Here is a 19,482-nt window from a genome sequence, read left to right on the forward strand (position 1 = left end):
GGGCTCCCACCCCATCCACGCCGGGACGTCATCAGGATCGTGGGCTGGAGGCCACGATCCCGATGACGTCCCGGGCACGGGCGGCCACGTCGACGGGGCCGGTGGTGTCGACCTCGAGCACCGGCCAGCCTCCGGCGAGCGGCTCGAGCGCCGAGGGCGGCCAGAGCTCGGACTCGGGGCGGTCGGCGTCGAAGTGACCGGGGCCCTTGGTGGCGGCGCGGGCGGCGTACCGCTGCCGCAGGATCGGTACGCCGACGCGGCAGTGCACCTCGACGTCGACCCCGAGCTCCGTCAGCTGCTCGACCGCCCGCGCCCGGTCGACCCACACGCTGTCGAGCACCCCCGACCGCGCCTCCCGCGCCACCGCCAGCAGCGCCACCACCGCGGCCCGTCCCAGCGTCCGCGACGCCTCGAGGTCCGCAGCCCCCAGGACGTCGACGAGGCCCCGCTTGAGGGTGTCCTTGGCCAGCAGGGGCAGCCCGAGCTCGACGGCCAGGGCAGCGGCGAGGGTGCTCTTGCCGGAGGCGGGCGGCCCGGTCAGGACGACGTACACGCGGCCATCCCACCGCGACGGGAGGACTGCGTCCACCGCGCAGAGGCGCCGCCAGCGGACAAATCAGGCGACCGGTGTGTCAAAACTGCCCGCAGGCGCCCGTTTCCTCCCGGTTGCACGGACAGTTTCACCGGTTAGCCGGTGAAACCGCCCTACAGCCGCACCACCCCACCCACCCCCAGCACCAGCTCACCGGCGTCGTCGGAGGCGGGGAGGTCGACGGTGGCCGTGATCCGCCAGTCGTGGTGGCCCTCGGGGTCGGCGAGCACCTGCTGGACCTCCCAGGTCGTCGGCGTCTTCTCGACCTGGAACAGCAGCGGGCTGCGGGCGTCGGCGTCGGTGGCGATCCACGCATGCTCGTCGAAGTAGGCGACGAGGCCGGCCTCCCAGTCGACGTCCGCGTCCAGCGACTGCAGCTCGTCCAGCCGCCGTCGGGCGACCAGCTCGACGCGGCGGAACATCGCGTTGCGCACCAGCACCGTGAAGGCGCGGGTGTTGGCGGTGATCGCCGACGGCGCGGGCGGCAGCACGTCGGGGCCGACCTCGGCGAGCACGTGGTCGGGGTCGCTGAGCTGCTCCCACTCGTCGAGCAGGCTGGAGTCGGTCTGGCGCACCAGCAGGCCCAGCCACTCCACGATGTCGGTCAGCTCGTCGGTGCGCACGCGGTCGGGCACGGTCTGGCGCAGCGCGCGGTAGGTGTCGCCGAGGTAGCGCAGCACCAGTCCCTCGGAGCGGGTGAGGCCGTAGAAGGCGACGTACTCCCCGAACGACATCGCGCGCTCGTAGAGGTCGCGCACCACCGACTTCGGCGAGAGCGCGTCCTCGCCGACCCACGGGTGGTGGGCGCGGTAGAGGCCGAAGGTGTGCTCGAGCAGCTCCTGCAGCGGCTTCGGGTGGGTCACCTCCTCGAGCAGCTCCATCCGCTCGTCGTACTCGATGCCCTCGGCCTTCATCGCCCCGATCGCCTCGCCGCGCGCGAGGTGCTCCTGCGCGCGCAGCACCGGCCCGGGATCGTCGAGGGTGGCCTCGATGACCGACAGGATGTCCAGGGCGTACGTCGCGGACTCGGGGTCGAGGGTGTCCAGCACGTCCAGGGCGTACGCCGAGAGCGGCTGGTTGAGCGCGAAGTCGAGCTGCAGCCCCTCGGCCAGCCGGACCCGCCGCCCGTCGGGCTCGCGCGGCACCAGCCGCACCACCCCGGCCGCGAGCAGCGACCGGTGCTGGGCGGCCGCGAGCCGCATCAGCCGCCGCTGCGAGCGCTCGTCCTCGTGGTTGTCGCGCAGCAGCCGCCGCATCGCCGCGGCCGGGTCGCCGGGCCGGGCGATCACGTTGAGCAGCATCGAGTGGGTGACCCGCATCCGCGAGACCAGCGGCTCGGGCTCGCCCTCGACCAGCCGGCGGAAGGTGTCCTCGTTCCAGGTCACCTGGCCCTCGGGCGGCTTCTTGCGCTGCACCCGCTTGAGCTTCTTGGGGTCGTCGCCGGCCTTGGCCACCAGCCGGGCGTTCTCCACGACGTGGTCGGGCGCCTGCACCACGACGGTGCCGGCGGTGTCGTAGCCCGCCCGCCCCGCGCGCCCGGCGATCTGGTGGAACTCGCGCGCCTTGAGCATCCTCTGGCGGCGGCCGTCGTACTTCGTCAGCCCGGTCAGCACCACGGTCCGGATCGGCACGTTGATGCCGACGCCGAGGGTGTCGGTGCCGCAGATGACCTTGAGCAGGCCGGCCTGGGCGAGCTGCTCGACGAGGCGGCGGTACTTCGGCAGCATCCCCGCGTGGTGGACGCCGATCCCGGCCTTGAGCAGCCGCGACAGCGTTCGGCCGAAGCCGGGCGCGAACCGGAAGTCGACCAGCCGCTCGGCGATCCGGTCCTTCTCCTCGCGGGTGGCGACCTTGACGCTGGTCAGCGCCTGGGCGCGCTCGAGCGCGGAGGCCTGCGTGAAGTGGACGACGTACGCCGGAGCCTGGTGGGTCGTCAGCAGCTCCTCGATCGTCTCGTGCAGCGGCGTCACGGCCCACTCGTAGCTCAGCGGCACCGGCCGCTCGGTGTGGGTGACCACCGCCGTGGCCCGTCCCGTACGCCGGGTCAGGTCGGCCTCGAACCGGCTGACGTCACCCAGCGTGGCGGACATCAGCACGAACTGCGCGCCGGTCAGCTCCAGCAGCGGCACCTGCCACGCCCAGCCGCGGTCGGGCTCGGAGTAGTAGTGGAACTCGTCCATCACGACCTGGCCGACGTCGGCCGAGGACCCCTCGCGCAGCGCGATGTTGGCCAGCACCTCGGCGGTGCAGCAGATCACCGGGGCCTGCGCGTTGATGGCGGCGTCGCCGGTGAGCATCCCGACGTGCTCGGGACCGAGCACGTCGACGAGCGCGAAGAACTTCTCCGAGACCAGCGCCTTGATCGGGGCGGTGTAGAACGTCCGGCGGCCCTCGGACAGCGCGACGGCGTGGGCGGCCAGCGCGACCAGGCTCTTGCCGGTGCCGGTGGGGGTGGACAGGATCAGGTTGGCCCCGCTGACCAGCTCGAGCAGCGACTCCTCCTGCGCCGGGTAGAGCGTCAGACCCTGCTCGCCCACCCACGTCGAGAACGCGTCGTACAGCGCGTCCGGGTCGGCGGGGACGGGGGCGTCGGGCGAGCCGGGCAGCAGGTCGAGGAGGCGCATCGTGCGCCCAGTCTCCCCGACCCGCGGCCCGGCCGCCGTCGCGGTGTGCTCGACCCCGAGGGTCAGCGGCGTCCGCCGAAGCGGCTCAGCAGTCCGCGTACGCCGCGGCCGATGGCCTCGTCGGAGCTGCGGCGACCGCCGGCACCGGCGCCGGCACCCGGGCCACCGACGCGTCCGGGACCGGGGGTGCCGCCGGTGCGGCGTCCGCTCGCGGCGCCGCCGGCGACCTTGTTGATGATTCCTCGCAGATTGGCCATGACGGTCTCCCTCATCGTCGCGGGCCACGTTGCCCGATGACGTCTCGTGCCCAGGACGGCGCGCTCCATGCGCCGGGCCGCGGCCGGGGTGGGCCGCTCAGCGGCGGGCGGCGTCCTCCACGCACAGCACGGCCCAGGGCAGCGCCTCCAGGCGCCCCGCGGGGATCTCGCGACCGCACCCGTCGCAGCGGCCGTAGGAGCCGTCGTCGAGCTTCTCCAGCGCCCTCACGACATCGGCGCGCACGCCCTGCAGCTGGTCGTGCACGGCCACCTGCTGCATCCGGTCGATGGCCAGCGACGTGCCCTCGCCGATGCGCTTGCCGAAGGAGATGCCGCCCGTCTCGGTCGGGGGACGCTCCATCTCGGCCATCTGCGCGTCGATCTCGGCGAGCTTCTCGGTCAGCGTGCGGCGCGGGTCCATCCGTCCAGCATGCCCGCTGCCCCCGCCCGGTCCCGCTACCCGTCGGCGGGACCGCGGTCGATCCCCAGGAAGCGCCGCAGCGCGTCGGCGCCCACGACCGTGACCGGGGCGTCCGGGCGGACGAGGGTGTCGGGCGTGACCAGCACGGTCTGCTCCTCCACGCCGACGGGGCCGTGCAGCGTGTGCTGGACGACGCGTCGGCGCCCGTTGTCGGCGTACCCGACCTTGCGGCTCACCGCCGCCGAGGCCCCGTTGCCCAGGACGTAGCCGGACTCGCACTGCACGGCGTCGAGCTCGTCGAACGCGAACCCGACGGCCAGCTGCCTCATCAGGGTGCCGGTCCCCCTCCCGTGGTGGGTCCGTCCCAGCCACGACCCGGTCACGACCCGGCGGGTCTGCACGAAGTCCTGTCCGTGGAGGTCCTGCATGCCGACCAGGACGCCGTCGCGGCGGACGACCAGGGCCAGGCGCCACTCGCCGGGTGCGAAGGTCGCCCGCTGCGTCCACCACCAGGCGAGCGAGGAGGTCGGGAAGCCGCTCGGAGCACCCGGGGCGTAGGGCTCCTCGTGCCAGGCCCGGAGGAAGGGCATCGGCAGGTCGGGGTCGACGACGCCGCCGCGGACCAGCTCGACCAGTTCCGGGAGGTCGTCGTCGCGCAGCACCCGCAGCTCCACCGGGCCGCAGGACAGCGCGAGCGCGAACGGGGGGAAGACGTCCTCCAGGGTGAGCATGCCGCATCCTCCCCGAGGAGAGGCGGGCGCCGGCAACCGGTTTCCGCGCGCCCGCGCCCCCTCAGTCGACGGAGCGGACCTGCGGCTCGCCGCGCGCGTCGTCGAGGCTGATCCGCTCGGGCGCGTCGGCCTCGGCGGCGCCGCGCACGGTGACCTCGACGAGCCCGTCGACCAGGCGCGCGGTGATCTGCTCGCGGGTGGTGCCCTCGGGCAGCGTGACGGTGCGGCGAAAGGCGCCGTGGAAGCGCTCGCGCACGTAGTACTGCACGCCCTCCTCGTCGCCCGCCCGGGACCCCGAGATGCTCAGGTGGCCGTGGGCGAACCCCAGGTCGACCGAGCCCGGCTCCACCCCGGCCAGCTCCACGCGGATCACCAGGTCGGTGCCGCGCAGCAGGATGTCGGTGGTCGGCACCCAGGCGCTGGCGTGGGTGCGCTCGTGCTCCTCGCGCGGGTGCTCGCGGCCGTGGGTGCCGACCTCACGCATCCGGCTCAGCTCGCTGAAGTAGTCGGTCACCCCCTCGAAGGGGTTGCGTCGCGCCTCGGGCTCGGCCATGGGCTCTCCTCCTGGGATGACGGGTGGTGCCTCGGTGGTGCCGTGCGGTGGGTGGGTCTCAGCCCCGGTAGCGCTCGAGCAGGTCGTTCTCGCGCAGGAAGGTGCGGGCCACGGACTCCTCGTCACGACCCTGCTCCACCGCGGCGTTGAGGTCCACCATCACGTCCTCGGTGAGCAGTTCGTTGACCGAGTCGACCACGGCCAGGAACCGCTCGTCGTCGATCTCGGCCAGCTTCTCCTCGCCGACCACCATGACGACGTTCTGCGAGCCGAAGAGGCGCTCGGGGTCCTCCAGCAGCCGGTAGTCCCCGTCGCGCAGGGCCGGGTCGGTGGTGAAGGCGTCGACGGCGTCGACCTCGCCGCGGTCGAGGGCGGCGTACTGCTCGCCCAGCTCGACCGGGGTGAACTCCACGTCGGTCAGGCCGTACGTCGACCGCAGCCCCGCCAGCCCCAGGTCGAGGTCCTCGAACTCCGGCCGCGCCCCGAGCCGGAGCCCGGAGACGTCGGCGAGGTCGCCGATCGAGGTGAGTCCCTCCTCCTCGGCGTACGTCGTGGTGGTGGCGACGGCGTCGGTGTTCTCGAACGGCGTCATCGGGCTGACGACCATGTCCTGGCCGGCGTAGAACTCCCGGACGGCGTCGTAGGTCTCCTCGGGGTCCAGGCCCGAAGGGTCCTCGCCCGCGACCACGGAGAGCACGGTGCCGGTGTAGGCGACGTAGCCGTCGACCTCGTCGGCCTTGAGCGCCTCGTCGAGGTCCTGGGCCGGCCCGACGCCCTTGCGCAGGTCGACGGCGTAGCCGTTGACGGCGAGCACCTGGCGCCACAGCTCCCCCAGGATCCGTCCCTCGGGGAACTCCTGGGTGCCCAGGGTGATGCGGAGGCTGGCGCCCTGCGGCTGCGAGGAGCCGCGCGGCTCCTTGACCTCGCCGCAGCCGGCCACGCCCAGCGCGAGCGAGACCGCGAGCGCCGCCGTGGCCACCACCCCGCGCCTCACCGGCCCGCCTCGCGCACCGGCTCGGTGGGCGCGACGACGTCGGTCCCCGCGCGGGACTCCTCGCGCAGCGCCTTGATCCAGCACCACGCCACCCCGACGATGACGAACGAGAACGGCACCGAGCCCAGGATGGCCGCCTGCTGCAGCGCCCCCAGCCCGCCGACGAGCAGCATCGCGCAGGCGATCAGCCCCATCAGCACGCCGAGCACGACCACGACCAGCTTGGGCGGCTCCTGCGTGCCGCGGCTGGCCATCGTGGCCATCACCACCGCGGCCGCGTCGGCGCCGCTGACGAAGAACAGCGCGATCAGGAAGATGCACACCGCCGAGGTGACCACCGGGAACGGCAGCGCGTCGAGGGCGTTGAACAGCGACAGCTCGGGCGTGGAGACCGAGCCCAGCAGGTCGGCCGCTCCGGTGCGCTGCAGCTCGATGCCGGTGCCGCCCACGACGGCGAACCAGCAGAAGCCGAAGCCGGTGGGCGCCGCGGTCACGCCGAGCACGAACTCGCGGATCGTGCGGCCGCGCGAGATGCGGGCCACGAACATGCCCACGAAGGGGGCCCAGGAGATCCACCACGACCAGTAGAAGATCGTCCAGTTCGCCATCCACTCCTCGTCGCCCACACCGGTCTCCAGCGACATCGGCAGCACCTGGACGACGTAGTCGCCGATGGTCTCGATGCCCTGCGAGATGACCAGCACGGTGAAGCCGCCGGCGAGCAGGAAGAACAGGAACAGCACGACCGTGGCGACCGAGCCGAGGTTGGCGAGGAACTGGATGCCCTTCTCGACGCCGGTCGTGGCCGAGACGCAGAACAGCAGCGTGACGACGACGATGATCGCCACCGCGACGGTGTTCGACTTCTCGATGCCGGTCAGGTAGCGCAGGCCCGAGTTGAGCTGCAGCCCGTTGAGGCCCAGCGCGGTCGCGGTGCCGAACAGCGTGGCCACGATGGCCAGCGCGTCGATGACCCGGCCGATCACCCGGGTGTTGGCGTCGGGGCCCAGGACCGGCGTGAAGCAGGAGCTGACCAGGTTGGGCAGGCCCTTGCGGAAGCTGAAGTAGGCGAGCGCGCCGCCCATCACGGCGTACAGCGCCCAGCCGTTGAAGCCCCAGTGGAAGTAGGTGTAGCGCAGCGCGACCTTGGCCGCCTCCTCGCTCTGCGGCTCGGCGAGTCCGTGCGGCGGGGCGGCCCAGTGCGAGATCGGCTCCGCGGTCCCGTAGAAGAGCAGCCCGGCGCCGAGACCGGCCGCGAACATCATCGAGACCCAGGAGAACGTCTTGAACTCCGGCCGCGAGTCGTCGGGTCCCAGACGGGTCTGTCCCCAGGGGTGCAGCACCAGCACGATGCTCAGCACCAGCCCGCCGACGGCGATGAGGATGAACCCCCAGCCGAAGTTGCCGACCACCCAGCCGAGCACGGCCGTCATCCGGGCACCGAGGCTCTCCGGCGCGACGAGGCCCCACGCCACGAACAGCAGGATCAGCAGCGCCGACCCCCAGAACACTCCGGGATCGGTGCCCTTCAGCAGGCGGTTGCTCATCGGGCACGGCTCCTGGTGGTGTCGGGTCGTTAGTCCACTGACTCGCTCAGTCAACAGCACTTGGGGCGCCGGGGTCGACCACCCCCGGCCGACGGGTCGCCGCCGCGGCATACCCTCGGCCGGTGCGCATCGCCACCTGGAACGTCAACTCGCTCCGCAGCCGCATCGACCGGGTCGAGGCGTTCCTGCAGCGCCACGACGTCGACGTGCTGGCGCTGCAGGAGACCAAGGCCCGCGAGGAGCAGCTGCCCCTGATGGGGCTGGCCAGCCTGGGGTACGACGTCGCCGCGGTCGGCCACGACCAGTGGAACGGCGTCGCCGTGCTCAGCCGGGTCGGCATCGCGGACGTCGAGGTCGGCTTCGCCGGCATGCCGACCTGGGGCGACCCCGGGGTGGCCGAGGCGCGAGCGCTGGGCGCGACGTGCGGCGGGGTGCGCGTGTGGTCGCTCTACGTGCCCAACGGCCGCAAGGTCGACGACCCCCACTACGCCTACAAGCTCGACTGGCTGGCGCGGCTGCACGAGGCGTCGCGGTCGATGACCGGCGACGTCGCGCTCGTCGGCGACTGGAACATCGCGCCGCAGGACGAGGACGTCTTCGACGTCGCGGCGTTCGCGAGGAGCACCCACGTGACCCGGCCCGAGCGGGCCGCCTTCGAGGCGTTCCTCGACGACGGCTGGGCCGACGTCGTACGGCCCCACACGCCGGGCCCCGAGGTCTACACCTACTGGGACTACTACCGGCAGCGCTTCGAGCGCAACCGCGGCATGCGCATCGACTTCGTGCTCGGCAACCCGTCCTTCGCGGGCCGGGTGCGCGGCGCCTTCATCGACCGCGACGAGCGCGCCGGCAAGGGCGCCAGCGACCACGCCCCCGTCGTGGTCGACCTCGANACCACCGGGCGGCCACCAGTTATCCACATGCCTGATCGCATCGCGCCAGGTCAGAAGGGTTGCTGTGAGCACGTAAGGGGTTTTGAAGGTTGTATGAAGTCGAAATGGGTGACCCTCCACAGGGGGTCGATTCGTCTTCAAAAGAGTCACAAACTCGACCCATGCACCAGTGGTCCTCGGCAGAGTTCCGGTCCCTCGTCGAGCGGGAGGACGACGACGTCGAACTCAAGTCCGGCGCCTCCTCCAAGAAGTTGCAGGAGGCCATGGTCGCCTTCACCAACTCCGGTGGCGGCACGATCTTCATCGGGGTCGACGACCAACGACACGTGCTCGGGAGAAAGCGTGACCGAGGCACTGACGATGCGATTCACGAGGCAGCCCTGGCCGCCCGCAACGTCGGTCGTTACTCCATCAGCGAGAGCAACGTCGACGGCACTCCGATCGTTGTGGTCGACGTCGAGCGCCGTGAGGATGAGGTCGCCCAGACGAGCGACGGCCGCGTACTCCAGCGGAGAGGCGGTCGGAACGTTGCGGTCTTCGGGGCCGAGTTGTGGAGACTCATGTCTTCCAGGGCGTTACGCCGCTACGAGGCCAGCCCGAGCGGTGTCGACCCCAGCACGGTCACGCCGGAGATCGCGGAGCCGTACACGGATGGGGAACGGAAGGCCTGACGGACCGATGGTCGGAGCGCGGCCTGCTTCATGCGGACGGGACTCTCACCATCGCTGGTGCTCTGGTGCTCACCAACCCCGACAGCAGCCTGGGCACAGCCAAGTTCACGATCGACATCCGTTCGTACGAGTCCGACGACTCGACCAGCTACGTGCGCCGGGACTCTCTGACCGGACCCGTGCAGTCACAGATCGAGCATGCGACGGAGTGGGTGCTTCGTGACATCGGGACAGAGATGGTCATCACCGGCCCTCGACGACACGATGTCCCACGCCTGCCTCGCCGGGTGGTGCGTGAGGCTGTCGCCAACGCGGTCGCACACCGCGACTACTCGATTGATTCCACCCCCGTCGTGATCGAGGTCCGCCCCTCCGCAGTGAAAGTGACCAGTCCGGGAGGGCTGCCCGCGCCCGTGACCATCGCGACCCTGCGCGACGCCCAAGCCCCTCGCAACCACACGGTCATCGACGTCCTGCGTCGATTCGGGCTCGCTGAGGACAGTGGCCAGGGCATCGATGTGATCCAGGACGGCATGCGTTTCGAGCTGCTGGACGAACCGGTCTTTGACGAGATTGAGGGCGCATTCAGCGTCACGCTCAAGCTGCGGGGCCAAATCAGCAGCACGGAGCGCGCCTGGCTCAACGAGTACGAGCAGCAGGGACGACTGAGACCAGGCGATCGCGCCCTTCTCCTCACGGTCATGCGCGAAGGTCGAGTGACCAACGGCACTGCCAGGGAGCTCATGAGCGCGGACAGCGTCGAGGTTCGAGCACGGCTGGGGCGGCTTCGCAACGCGGGCATGCTGCTGCGGCATGGAACAAGAGGCCGGGCCTACTACACCTTGGGTGTCATCGGTCCCGGCCGGAGCCACGAGGAGGTCGTGCTCGACGCCGCCCGGGCGCATCCCGTCACGAACGCCAGGGTTCGTGAACTGACCGGCCTGGATCGCTATCAGGCGGGGCAGCTCCTGAAGGGCCTGGTGCTCGCTGGGCGCCTGGTTCAAGAGGGGGAGCGCCGCGCGACGCTGTACCGGCTGCCGTGAGCACGCACGTGGTGCCACGCTGGGCCACCGACCGCGACGAGCGCGCCGGCAAGGGCGCCAGCGACCACGCCCCCGTCGTGGTCGACCTCGANGCAGGAGACCAGGAGACCGCCATGGACGACCTCGACCTGGAGCGCGTACGCCGCGCCTTCCCCGCGCTGGCCGACGGCCGGGCCCGCTTCGACTCCCCCGGCGGCTCGCTCACGCCGACCGTGGTCGCCGAGGCGGTCGCCGACACGCTCGTCGCCGGGCTGAGCAACCGCGGACCGGTGAACCCCTCGGAGCGGCGCGCCGACGAGGTCGTGACCGCCGCCCGCGCCGCGGTCGCCGACCTGGTGGGCGGCGACCCCCGCGGCGTCGTCTTCGGCCGCTCGATGACCGAGCTGACCTGGTCGCTGGCCCGCACGCTGGCGGCCGGCTGGGGGCCCGGCGACGAGGTCGTCGTCACCCGGCTCGACCACGACGCCGACGTGCGCCCGTGGGTGACGCTGGCCGAGCGGGTCGGGGCGACCGTGCGGTGGCTCGGCTTCGACCGCGTCACCGGCGAGCTCGACGACGTCACGGACGTCCTGGGCGAGCGCACCCGGCTGGTCGCGGTCACCGGCGCCTCCAACCTCATCGGCACCCGGCCCGACGTGGCCGCGGTCGCGGCCGCGGCCCACGCCGTCGGCGCGCTGGTCCACCTCGACGCGGTGCACCTCGTGCCGCACGCCGCGGTCGACCTGACGGCGCTCGGCGTCGACCTGCTGGCCTGCTCGCCCTACAAGTTCTTCGGCCCCCACCACGGCGCGCTGGTCGCCTCCCCCGACCTGCTCGAGAGACTGCGGCCCGACAAGCTGCTGCCCTCGACCGACGCGGTGCCCGAGCGGTTCGAGCTGGGCACGCTGCCCTACGAGCTGCTCGCCGGCACCACCGCGGCCGTCGACTTCGTGGCCGCCCTCGTCCCCTCGGGCGCAGCCGAGCCGCCCGCCCGGCGGGAGCGGGTGCTGACCTCGATGGCGGCGGTCGAGCGCCACGAGGCGGCGCTGCTGGCCCGGCTGCTCGACGGCCTGGGGTCGATGGGCCACGTGCGGACGCACGGCCGGGCGGCGCGGCGTACGCCCACGGTGCTGCTGGAGGTCGAGGGCCGCGCCGGTCGCGAGGTCCACGAGCACCTTGGCTCGCTCGGGATCAACGCGCCGGCGAGCAACTTCTACGCGATCGAGGCCTCGCGCTGGCTCGGCCTCGGCGACGCCGGCGCGGTGCGGGTCGGGCTGGCGGCGTACTCCTCCGAGGACGACGTCGACCGGCTGCTCGCCGGGCTCGACTCGCTGGGCTGAGGACACCCGCGCGCCAGGGGTCGGTGTCGGCGGCGGTTCACAGGGTCCCCTGTGAAACCGACACTTCCCGGTCGAAGTCCTCTCCGGGAAGCAGCAGGAACGCACGGGGAATGGACGAGCCCCACCGTCGTACGCCGCCCGCCGGACGCGCCGGAGCCCGGGCCGACCGTGGTCGACCCGGGCTCCGGGTGTCGAGCGGCTACGTCCTCAGGCGAGGTCGAACCGGTCGGCGTCCATCACCTTGGTCCACGCGGCGACGAAGTCGTGCACGAACTTCTCGCCCGCGTCGTCGGCGGCGTACACCTCCGCGAGCGCGCGCAACTGCGAGTTGGACCCGAAGATCAGGTCCACCGCGGTGGCGGTGAAGCGGGTCTCACCGCTGGCGAGGTCGCGGATCTCGTAGACGTGCTCCTCGGACTCCGAGGCCTTCCACTGCGTGCCCGGGGAGAGCAGGTTGCGGAAGAAGTCGGTGCTGAGCACGCCGGGACGGTCGGTGAGCACGCCGTGCTGCGAGCCCTCCACGTTGTTGCCCAGCGCCCGCAGGCCGCCGACGAGCACGGTCATCTCCGGAGCAGTGAGGTCGAGCATGTAGGCCCTGTCCACGAGCAGCACCTCGGGGTGGGTCTTCTCGCCGGCCCGCAGGTAGTTGCGGAACCCGTCGGCGCGCGGCTCGAGCACCCGGAAGGAGTCGGTGTCGGTCTGCTCCTGGGTGGCGTCGGTGCGACCCGCGCGGAACGGCACGGTCACCTCGACCCCGGCGTCCCGGGCGGCCTTCTCGACCGCAGCGGAGCCCGCGAGCACGATCAGGTCGGCCAGGGAGACCTGGGCACCGCCCCGGCCGTTGAACTCCGACCGGACGTCCTCGAGGGTGGCCAGCACGCGGTCGAGCTGCTCGGGCTGGTTGACCGCCCAGCCGCGCTGCGGCTCGAGCCGGATGCGGGCGCCGTTGGCGCCACCGCGCTTGTCGGTCGACCGGAAGGTCGCCGCCGAGGCCCACGCGGTCTGCACGAGCTCCGAGACCGTCAGGCCGGAGCCGAGGACGGCCTCCTTGAGCGCGGCGACGTCGGCGTCGCCGACCAGCTCGCCCTCGTGGGCCGGCACCGGGTCCTGCCACAGCTGCGGCTCCGCGACCCAGGGGCCGAGGAAGCGCGAGACCGGTCCCATGTCGCGGTGCAGCAGCTTGTACCAGGCCTTGGAGAAGGCCAGTGCGAACTCGTCGGGGTTGTCACGGAAGCGGCGCGAGATCTCCTCGTACGCCGGGTCGGCCCGCAGCGCGAGGTCGCTGGTCAGCATCGTGGGCCGACGCTTCGGCGACTCGGGCGTCGGGCCGGGGATGACGGCCTCGGCGTCCTTGGCGACCCACTGGTAGGCCCCGGCCGGGCTCTTCTCCAGCTCCCACTCGTGGTCGAAGAGGAAGTCGAAGTAGTCGTTGCTCCACTGCACCGGCGTGCGGGTCCAAGTGACCTCGAGGCCCGAGGTGATGGCGTCCTCGCCCTTGCCGCTGCCGAAGCCGCTCTTCCAGCCCAGGCCCTGCTCCTCGAGGGGGGCACCCTCGGGCTCGGGGCCGACGAGGTCGGCGTCGCCGGCGCCGTGGGTCTTGCCGAAGGTGTGACCACCGGCGATCAGGGCGACGGTCTCCTCGTCGTTCATCGCCATCCGGGCGAAGGTCTCCCGGATGTCACGGGCGGAGGCCAGCGGGTCGGGGTTGCCGTTGGGACCCTCGGGGTTGACGTAGATCAGGCCCATCTGGACCGCGCCGAGCGACTCGTGCAGCTCGCGCTCCTCCGAGGCGTAGCGCTCGTCGCCGAGCCAGGTGTCCTCGGGGCCCCAGAAGATCTCCTCGGGCTCCCAGGTGTCGACGCGACCGAAGCCGAAGCCGAAGGTCTCCAGGCCCATGTCGTCCAGGGCCACGGTGCCGGCCAGGACCAGCAGGTCGGCCCACGACAGCTTCACGCCGTACTTCTGCTTGACCGGCCACAGCAGGCGGCGGGCCTTGTCGAGGTTGGCGTTGTCGGGCCAGCTGTTGAGCGGTGCGAAGCGCTGGCCGCCGTCACCGGCGCCGCCGCGACCGTCGTAGATCCGGTAGGTGCCCGCCGCGTGCCAGCTCAGCCGGATGAACAGGCCGCCGTAGTGGCCGAAGTCGGCCGGCCACCAGTCCTGCGAGCTGTGCAGCACCTCGACGACGTCGTGCTTGACCGCGTCGACGTCGAGCTGCGCGAACTGCGCGGCGTAGTCGAAGTCGGCGCCCAGCGGGTTGCCCTTGGAGGAGTGCGCGTGGAGGACCGACAGGTCCAGGGAGTTGGGCCACCAGTCCTGGATGGTGTGCGGCCGGCTCGTCGTGGGGGTCGGCGAGTCGATGACGGGGTTCTCGCTCTCGCTGCCCTGGGCGGCGGCGGAGCCCTCGTGCATCACCGGGCAGCCGCCCTCGGCCTTCCGGTCCACCCCCTGGGGGCTGACGGGCGCGTTGTCGGTGTTCTCGGTCATCTGGTTCCTTCCGCTGCGGTGCTGGTCGTGTCGGGACGGACGTGCGGGTCAGAGGGGCTGGACGGCGGCGACGGCGGTGCCGGCGACCGCACACCCGGGGCAGGTGCCCCAGTAGACGACCTCGGCCTCGTCGATGGCGAAGCCGTGGTCCTGGGAGGCGTGCAGGCACGGTGCACCGCCGACGGCGCAGTCGACGTCGGCGATGGCGCCGCACGAGCGGCACACCACGTGGTGGTGGTTGTCGCCGACCCGGGCCTCGTAGCGGGCCACGGAGCCGGTCGGCTGGATCCGGCGTACGAGACCGGCAGCGGTGAGCGCCTTGAGCACGTCGTACACCGCCTGGTGGGAGACCTCGCCGAGGCGCTCCCGGGTGTGCCGGATCACCGACTCGGTGTCGGCGTGCGGGTGGTCGCTGACGGCCTCCAGCACGGCGACGCGCGGACGGGTCACGCGCAGCGACGCCTCGCGCAGCCGACCCTCCGCCCTCGTCTCCATCACCTCACCCTCCCGCACTTTCTGGAACGAATCAAGACTAGGGGCGCTGCGTGTCCGAACGCCGCCCCCGCTCGCCGGCCGAGCCCACCCTCGCCGGCCGAGCCTGTCGAGGCCTGTCGGTGGTCGCTGCCACGCTGCGGGGATGGACCTGCTGCTGCCCGTGCTGACCCTGGTGATCGGCCTGCTCCTCGGGGCGCTCGCGACGCTCGTGTGGTCGCGGCGCGCCGGGGAGCCCGAGGTGCTGCGGGCGCTGGGCGCCCGCGGGGAGGACCAGGCGGTGCTGCGCGACGGCCTCGACCGGCTCCACGAGCGGCTGCGCGACGTCGAGCACCAGCGCGCCTCGTGGCAGGGGCAGCTGCGCCAGCAGGTCGACGACGTGCGCCACAGCACCGACCTGCTGCGGCGCGAGACGGGCGCGCTGTCGACGGCGTTGCGGCGGCCCCACGTGCGCGGCCAGTGGGGTGAGCTCCACCTGCGTCGCTCGGTCGAGCTGGCGGGGATGGTCGAGCACTGCGACTTCGCCGAGCAGGTCCACCTCAGCGACGGCGACGCCCGGCGGCAGCGCCCCGACCTGGTGGTGCGGCTGGCCGGGGGCCGATCGGTCGTGGTCGACGCCAAGGTGCCGCTCGACGCCCACCTCGACGCACTCACCGCCGACGACGAGGACGAGACCCAGGCCCACCTGCGCCGCCACGTGCGCCAGGTCCGCGCCCACGTCGACGCGCTGTCGACCAAGGCCTACTGGCGGGCGCTGCCGGGCAGCCCGGAGTTCGTGGTGATGTTCGTGCCCGCCGAGTCGTTCCTGGCCGCGGCCCTGGAGACCGACCCCACCCTCCTGGAGTACGCCGCGACGCGCGACGTCGTCCTCGCGACCCCCACCACGCTGATCGCGCTGCTGCGCACCGTCGCCCACGGGTGGACCACCGAGCTGCTGGCCGAGCGCACCCGCGAGATCCACGAGCTGGGCCGGGAGCTCCACGCCCGGATCGCGATCATGGGCGGGCACCTCGACCGGGTCGGCCGTGCGCTGACCGGCGCCGTCGAGGGCTACAACGCCGCCGTCGGGTCGCTGGAGAGCCGGGTCCTCGTCACCGCCCGCCAGTTCGAGGACATCGGGGTGACCCGCGAGGAGCTGGCGCGGCCCCGGTCGGTGACCACGACCTCGCGCCCGCTGACCGCCGCCGAGCTGCTCGACGAGGTCGCGCCCACCCGCCCCGAGCTGCCCCACGACGGGACGCCGCCCGGCGAGTCGCGCCGCGACACGGCGTGAGCCGACCTATCTTGTCGACGTGAGCGCACCCACCCTGTGGGAAGAGGGACAGCTGAGCGGCAGCCGCGTCGTGCGGCTGGCGGTCCTGGCCGGCCTGCTCGTGCTGGCCGTCGACCTGCTCCTCGGGCCCGAGCTGTCGCTGCTGTTCGACCTCGGCTTCGTCGCGCTCTGCGTCGCCGCCGCGCTGGCCGTGCGGCCGAGCGACTTCTTCCCGGTGGCGGTGCTCCCGCCGCTGCTCCTGCTGGGCCTGGTGCTGCTGGCCGCGGTCTTCGAGCCGGGCTGGGTCGCGCTGCCCGAGGACACCGTCGTCCAGGCCGTCGTCTCGGGCCTGGCCCACCGGGCGGGCGGTCTCGCCGCGGCGTACGCCCTGGTGCTGGCGGTCCTGGTGGTCCGGATGCGCGTGCGTGCGCGCCACGGGGAGCGCTACGCGAAGCGGTCCGGGTCGCCCGCTCCCACCCGCGTCACCTCGGGGTAGCCCTCGGAGAAGTCCACGACGGTGGTCGGCTCCTGGCCGCACTCGCCGCTGTCGAGCACGGCGTCGAGCTGGTGGTCGAGCGTCTCCTTGACCGTCCAGCCGTCGGTCATCGGCTCGGTCTCGCCCGGCAGCAGCAGCGTGCTGGAGAGCAGCGGCTCCCCCAGCTCGGCGAGCAGCGCCTGCACCACCGGGTGCTCGGGGATGCGTACGCCCACCGTGCGCTTCTTGGGGTGCATCAGCCGCTTCGGCACCTCCGAGGTCGCCGGCAGGATGAAGGTGTAGGGCCCCGGGGTCGCCGACTTCACCGCCCGGAAGGCCGCGTTGTCGAGCTTGACGAGCTGGCCGAGCTGGGCGAAGTCGCGGCACACCAGCGTGAAGTGGTGGTGGTCGTCGAGGTCGCGCAGCCGCTTGATGCGGGCCAGCCCTTCACGGTTGCCCAGCTGGATGCCGAGCGCGTAGCCGGAGTCGGTCGGGTAGGCCAGCAGGCCGTCGTCGCGCAGCAGCGCGACCGCCTGCGCGATGGTCCGCGGCTGCGGGTCGACCGGGTGGACGTCGAGGAAACGGGCCACGGCTCAGGACTTGCCGGCGGCCCGCAGGTCGCGACGCAGCTCGGGCGGCAGGGCGAAGATCAGCGACTCCTCGGCCGTGTGCACGGCCTCGGCGTCGGGGTAGCCGTGCTCGGAGAGCAGCTCCAGCACGCCGACCACGAGCGAGTCGGGCACCGAGGCACCCGAGGTCACGCTGACCTTGCGCACCCCCTCGAGCCAGGCCACGTCGACCTCGCTCGCGTCGTCCACGCGGTAGGCCGCCTTGGCGCCCGCCTCCAGCGCCACCTCGGCGAGCCGCACCGAGTTGGAGGAGTTGGCCGAGCCCACGACGATCACGAGGTCGGCGTCGGCGCCGATCTCCTTGATGGCCAGCTGGCGGTTCTGGGTGGCGTAGCAGATGTCGTCGCTCGGCGGGTCCAGCAGCAGCGGGAACCGCTCGCGGATCGCGTCGACGGTGTCCATGGTCTCGTCGACCGAGAGCGTGGTCTGCGAGAGCCAGGCGACCTTGGCGGGGTCGCGGACCACGATGTTCGGGACGTCGGCCGGGCTCTGCACGAGCTGGATGTTCTCGGGCGCCTCGCCGGCGGTGCCCTCGACCTCCTCGTGGCCCTCGTGGCCGATGAGCAGGATGTCGTAGTCGTCGGTGGCGAAGCGGCGGGCCTCGTGGTGCACCTTGGTCACCAGCGGGCAGGTCGCGTCGATCGTCTTCAGGCCGCGCTCGGCGGCGTCGGTGTGCACCGCCGGGGAGACGCCGTGGGCGGAGAACACCACGGTCTCGCCGGACGGCACCTCGTCGAGCTCCTCGACGAAGATGGCCCCGCGTGACTCGAGGTCGGCCACGACGTGCTTGTTGTGCACGATCTGCTTGCGCACGTAGACCGGGGAGCCGTAGAGGTCGAGCGCCTTCTCCACGGTGATCACGGCGCGGTCGACGCCCGCGCAGTAGCCGCGCGGCGCGGCCAGCCGGACGGCGAGGTCGGCCTGGTCGGGCGGGAGGAAGGTCGGCGTACCCAGGTCGGTCATGGGTCCCATGGTAGGCGGCGACCCTCGCCGTCGGTCCTGGCACCTAGGGTGCGGTCATGGCCCTGGAGACCTCCCCCGAGCACCCAGCGCCCGTCCGCCAGATCAGCCAGGCCATCGGCGCCTGGGTGGAGCGGCTGGGGGCGGTGTGGGTGGAGGGACAGGTCACCCAGGTCTCCCGCCGCGGGGGGCTCAACACCGTCTTCCTGACGCTGCGCGACAAGCTGGCCGACGTCTCGGTCTCGGTCACCTGCCCACGCGGCGTGGTCGACTCCCTGCCCACCCCGCTGGTCGAGGGCGCGTCGGTGGTGGTCCACGCCAAGCCGTCGTTCTACCCCACCCGCGGCACCCTCTCGCTGCAGGTCCGCGAGATCCGGCTGGTCGGCGAGGGCGAGCTGCTGGCCCGCCTGGAGCGCCGTCGCCAGCTGCTCGCCGCCGAGGGCCTGTTCTCCGACGTGCACAAGCGGCGGCTGCCGTTCCTGCCCCGCACCGTCGGGCTGGTCACCGCGCAGAACAGCGCGGCCGAGCGCGACGTCCTCGACAACGCGCGCCGCCGCTGGCCGGGCGTCCGCTTCGAGGTGCGGTACGCCGCGATGCAGGGCGTCCACGCGGCCCGCGAGGTGATGGAGGCGCTGGCCGCCCTCGACCGCGACACCGACGTCGACGTGGTCGTGATCGCGCGCGGCGGAGGCTCCGTGGAGGACCTCCTGCCGTTCTCCGACGAGTCGCTGGTCCGTGCCGTGCACGCGGCCACGACCCCGGTCGTCTCGGCCATCGGCCACGAGCCCGACTCCCCGCTGCTCGACCTCGTCGCCGACCTGCGCGCCTCCACCCCGACCGACGCGGCCAAGCGGGTCGTGCCCGACGTGGCCGAGGAGGCGCAGCGGGTGCTCACCGCCCGCGAGCGCGGCCGCCGTGCGGTCCGCCAGCTGCTCGACCGCGAGCGCCGCACCCTCGAGGCGCTGCGCTCGCGCCCCAGCCTCGCCGACCCGCGGGCGGGCCTGGCCGAGCGCGCCCACGAGGTCGACGCGCTGCGCGACCGCGCGCGCCGCAGCTTCGGCCACCGGGTCGACCGCGGCGAGGTCGACCTCGGCCACCAGCTCGCCCGCGTGCGCGCCCTGTCGCCCCTGGCCACCCTGCGCCGGGGCTACGCCGTCATCTCCGACGCCGACGGCCGGGCCCGGTCCAGCGTGGCCGACCTCGAGCCCGGCGCCACGCTGCACGTCCGCGTCGCCGACGGCCGCATCGGCGCAGAAGTCACCGGCGTCGAGCGCGTGGCCCTCGTCGGCGAGACCGACCCGACCGACCCCCAGGAGGACCCCGATGAGTGAGCAGACCGAGCCGGCGCAGGACGGGCCGTCCGGCGGGCTGAGCTACGAGGACGCCCGCGACCAGCTCGTCGAGGTGGTCCGCACCCTCGAGGGCGGCGGCACCAGCCTGGCGGAGTCGCTGGCGCTGTGGGAGCGCGGCGAGGAGCTCGCGCGGGTCTGCCAGGAGGCGCTCGAGGGCGCCCGGGAGCGACTCGACGCCGCGCTGGAGGACTAG

The 19,482-nt window shown here is 72.7% G+C and carries 20 protein-coding genes; 8 read left to right on the forward strand and 12 right to left on the reverse strand.

Annotation, left to right across the window (positions count from 1 at the left end; genetic code table 11):
• Nucleotides 1–31: 31 nt before the first annotated feature.
• The 8 genes from ASG49_RS10705 to ASG49_RS10740 all read right to left on the reverse strand — a co-directional run bounded on the left by ASG49_RS10705 (nucleotide 32) and on the right by ASG49_RS10740 (nucleotide 7,719).
• Nucleotides 32–553, reverse strand: coding sequence for an AAA family ATPase (locus tag ASG49_RS10705; protein WP_056541496.1), 522 nt, complete (start codon nucleotides 551–553; stop codon nucleotides 32–34).
• A gap of 152 nt (nucleotides 554–705) precedes the next feature.
• Nucleotides 706–3,216 (reverse strand): RNA helicase, encoded by a 2,511-nt coding sequence (locus ASG49_RS10710; protein WP_056541499.1) that lies wholly within the window; start codon nucleotides 3,214–3,216, stop codon nucleotides 706–708.
• A 62-nt stretch (nucleotides 3,217–3,278) separates the two neighbouring features.
• A complete protein-coding gene (locus ASG49_RS19120) occupies nucleotides 3,279–3,488 on the reverse strand; it encodes a hypothetical protein (protein ID WP_056541502.1) in 210 nt (69 codons plus the stop codon).
• A gap of 82 nt (nucleotides 3,489–3,570) precedes the next feature.
• Entirely contained in the window at nucleotides 3,571–3,894 is a 324-nt protein-coding gene (locus ASG49_RS10720) for a TraR/DksA C4-type zinc finger protein (protein WP_056541505.1), read from the reverse strand.
• 35 nt (nucleotides 3,895–3,929) lie between these two features.
• Nucleotides 3,930–4,625, reverse strand: coding sequence for a GNAT family N-acetyltransferase (locus tag ASG49_RS10725; protein ID WP_056541508.1), 696 nt, complete (start codon nucleotides 4,623–4,625; stop codon nucleotides 3,930–3,932).
• A 61-nt stretch (nucleotides 4,626–4,686) separates the two neighbouring features.
• Nucleotides 4,687–5,178 carry an Hsp20/alpha crystallin family protein gene (locus tag ASG49_RS10730; protein ID WP_056541511.1) on the reverse strand — a complete coding sequence of 164 codons (492 nt, stop codon included), beginning with the start codon at nucleotides 5,176–5,178 and terminating at the stop codon, nucleotides 4,687–4,689.
• Between the two features lie 58 nt (nucleotides 5,179–5,236).
• Nucleotides 5,237–6,172, reverse strand: a complete 936-nt coding sequence (locus tag ASG49_RS10735) for a glycine betaine ABC transporter substrate-binding protein (protein WP_082534041.1) — start codon at nucleotides 6,170–6,172, stop codon at nucleotides 5,237–5,239.
• Nucleotides 6,169–7,719 (reverse strand): BCCT family transporter, encoded by a 1,551-nt coding sequence (locus ASG49_RS10740; RefSeq protein ID WP_056541518.1) that lies wholly within the window; start codon nucleotides 7,717–7,719, stop codon nucleotides 6,169–6,171. Before ASG49_RS10740 ends, ASG49_RS10735 begins: the two co-directional genes overlap by 4 nt.
• A 122-nt stretch (nucleotides 7,720–7,841) precedes the next feature.
• Here ASG49_RS10740 and ASG49_RS18310 point away from each other — a divergent pair.
• The 4 genes from ASG49_RS18310 to ASG49_RS10765 form a co-directional block, all read left to right on the forward strand.
• On the forward strand, nucleotides 7,842–8,611 hold a 770-nt coding region (locus ASG49_RS18310), incomplete at its 3' end, for an exodeoxyribonuclease III (RefSeq protein ID WP_156384309.1).
• 162 nt (nucleotides 8,612–8,773) lie between these two features.
• Nucleotides 8,774–9,283 carry an ATP-binding protein gene (locus tag ASG49_RS10755; protein ID WP_056541527.1) on the forward strand — a complete coding sequence of 170 codons (510 nt, stop codon included), beginning with the start codon at nucleotides 8,774–8,776 and terminating at the stop codon, nucleotides 9,281–9,283.
• 65 nt (nucleotides 9,284–9,348) lie between these two features.
• Nucleotides 9,349–10,326, forward strand: coding sequence for an ATP-binding protein (locus tag ASG49_RS10760; protein ID WP_056541530.1), 978 nt, complete (start codon nucleotides 9,349–9,351; stop codon nucleotides 10,324–10,326).
• Between the two features lie 113 nt (nucleotides 10,327–10,439).
• Nucleotides 10,440–11,645 (forward strand): cysteine desulfurase-like protein, encoded by a 1,206-nt coding sequence (locus ASG49_RS10765; RefSeq protein ID WP_056542006.1) that lies wholly within the window; start codon nucleotides 10,440–10,442, stop codon nucleotides 11,643–11,645.
• A 207-nt stretch (nucleotides 11,646–11,852) separates the two neighbouring features.
• Here the strand turns inward: ASG49_RS10765 and katG are convergent, their stop codons facing one another.
• The gene (gene katG, locus ASG49_RS10770) at nucleotides 11,853–14,129 is read right to left on the reverse strand and encodes a catalase/peroxidase HPI (RefSeq protein ID WP_056541532.1); all 2,277 of its coding nucleotides are present in this window, start codon (nucleotides 14,127–14,129) and stop codon (nucleotides 11,853–11,855) included.
• A 48-nt stretch (nucleotides 14,130–14,177) separates the two neighbouring features.
• Nucleotides 14,178–14,624, reverse strand: a complete 447-nt coding sequence (locus ASG49_RS10775) for a Fur family transcriptional regulator (RefSeq protein WP_056542008.1) — start codon at nucleotides 14,622–14,624, stop codon at nucleotides 14,178–14,180.
• 142 nt (nucleotides 14,625–14,766) lie between these two features.
• Here ASG49_RS10775 and ASG49_RS10780 point away from each other — a divergent pair, with 142 nt between their 5' ends.
• Both ASG49_RS10780 and ASG49_RS10785 read left to right on the forward strand, forming a co-directional pair.
• Nucleotides 14,767–15,894, forward strand: a complete 1,128-nt coding sequence (locus ASG49_RS10780; RefSeq protein WP_056541535.1) for a DNA recombination protein RmuC — start codon at nucleotides 14,767–14,769, stop codon at nucleotides 15,892–15,894.
• A 19-nt stretch (nucleotides 15,895–15,913) separates the two neighbouring features.
• The gene (locus ASG49_RS10785) at nucleotides 15,914–16,369 is read left to right on the forward strand and encodes a DUF6542 domain-containing protein (protein ID WP_200936291.1); all 456 of its coding nucleotides are present in this window, start codon (nucleotides 15,914–15,916) and stop codon (nucleotides 16,367–16,369) included.
• Here ASG49_RS10785 and ASG49_RS10790 read toward each other — a convergent pair.
• Both ASG49_RS10790 and ASG49_RS10795 read right to left on the reverse strand, forming a co-directional pair.
• Nucleotides 16,318–16,938 (reverse strand): L-threonylcarbamoyladenylate synthase, encoded by a 621-nt coding sequence (locus tag ASG49_RS10790; protein ID WP_056541538.1) that lies wholly within the window; start codon nucleotides 16,936–16,938, stop codon nucleotides 16,318–16,320. The two genes, ASG49_RS10785 and ASG49_RS10790, sit on opposite strands and share 52 nt — an antisense overlap.
• 3 nt (nucleotides 16,939–16,941) lie before the next feature.
• A complete protein-coding gene (locus ASG49_RS10795) occupies nucleotides 16,942–17,940 on the reverse strand; it encodes a 4-hydroxy-3-methylbut-2-enyl diphosphate reductase (protein WP_156384298.1) in 999 nt (332 codons plus the stop codon).
• Nucleotides 17,941–17,996: 56 nt separating this feature from the next.
• Between ASG49_RS10795 and xseA the strand changes: the two genes are divergently transcribed.
• Complete coding sequence (gene xseA / locus ASG49_RS10800; RefSeq protein ID WP_056541543.1) at nucleotides 17,997–19,268, forward strand: exodeoxyribonuclease VII large subunit; 1,272 nt, start codon at nucleotides 17,997–17,999, stop codon at nucleotides 19,266–19,268.
• Nucleotides 19,261–19,482 carry an exodeoxyribonuclease VII small subunit gene (locus ASG49_RS10805; protein WP_056541546.1) on the forward strand — a complete coding sequence of 74 codons (222 nt, stop codon included), beginning with the start codon at nucleotides 19,261–19,263 and terminating at the stop codon, nucleotides 19,480–19,482. Before xseA ends, ASG49_RS10805 begins: the two co-directional genes overlap by 8 nt.

The organism is Marmoricola sp. Leaf446 (assembly GCF_001424755.1).
Classification (GTDB): Bacteria; Actinomycetota; Actinomycetes; order Propionibacteriales; family Nocardioidaceae; genus Marmoricola.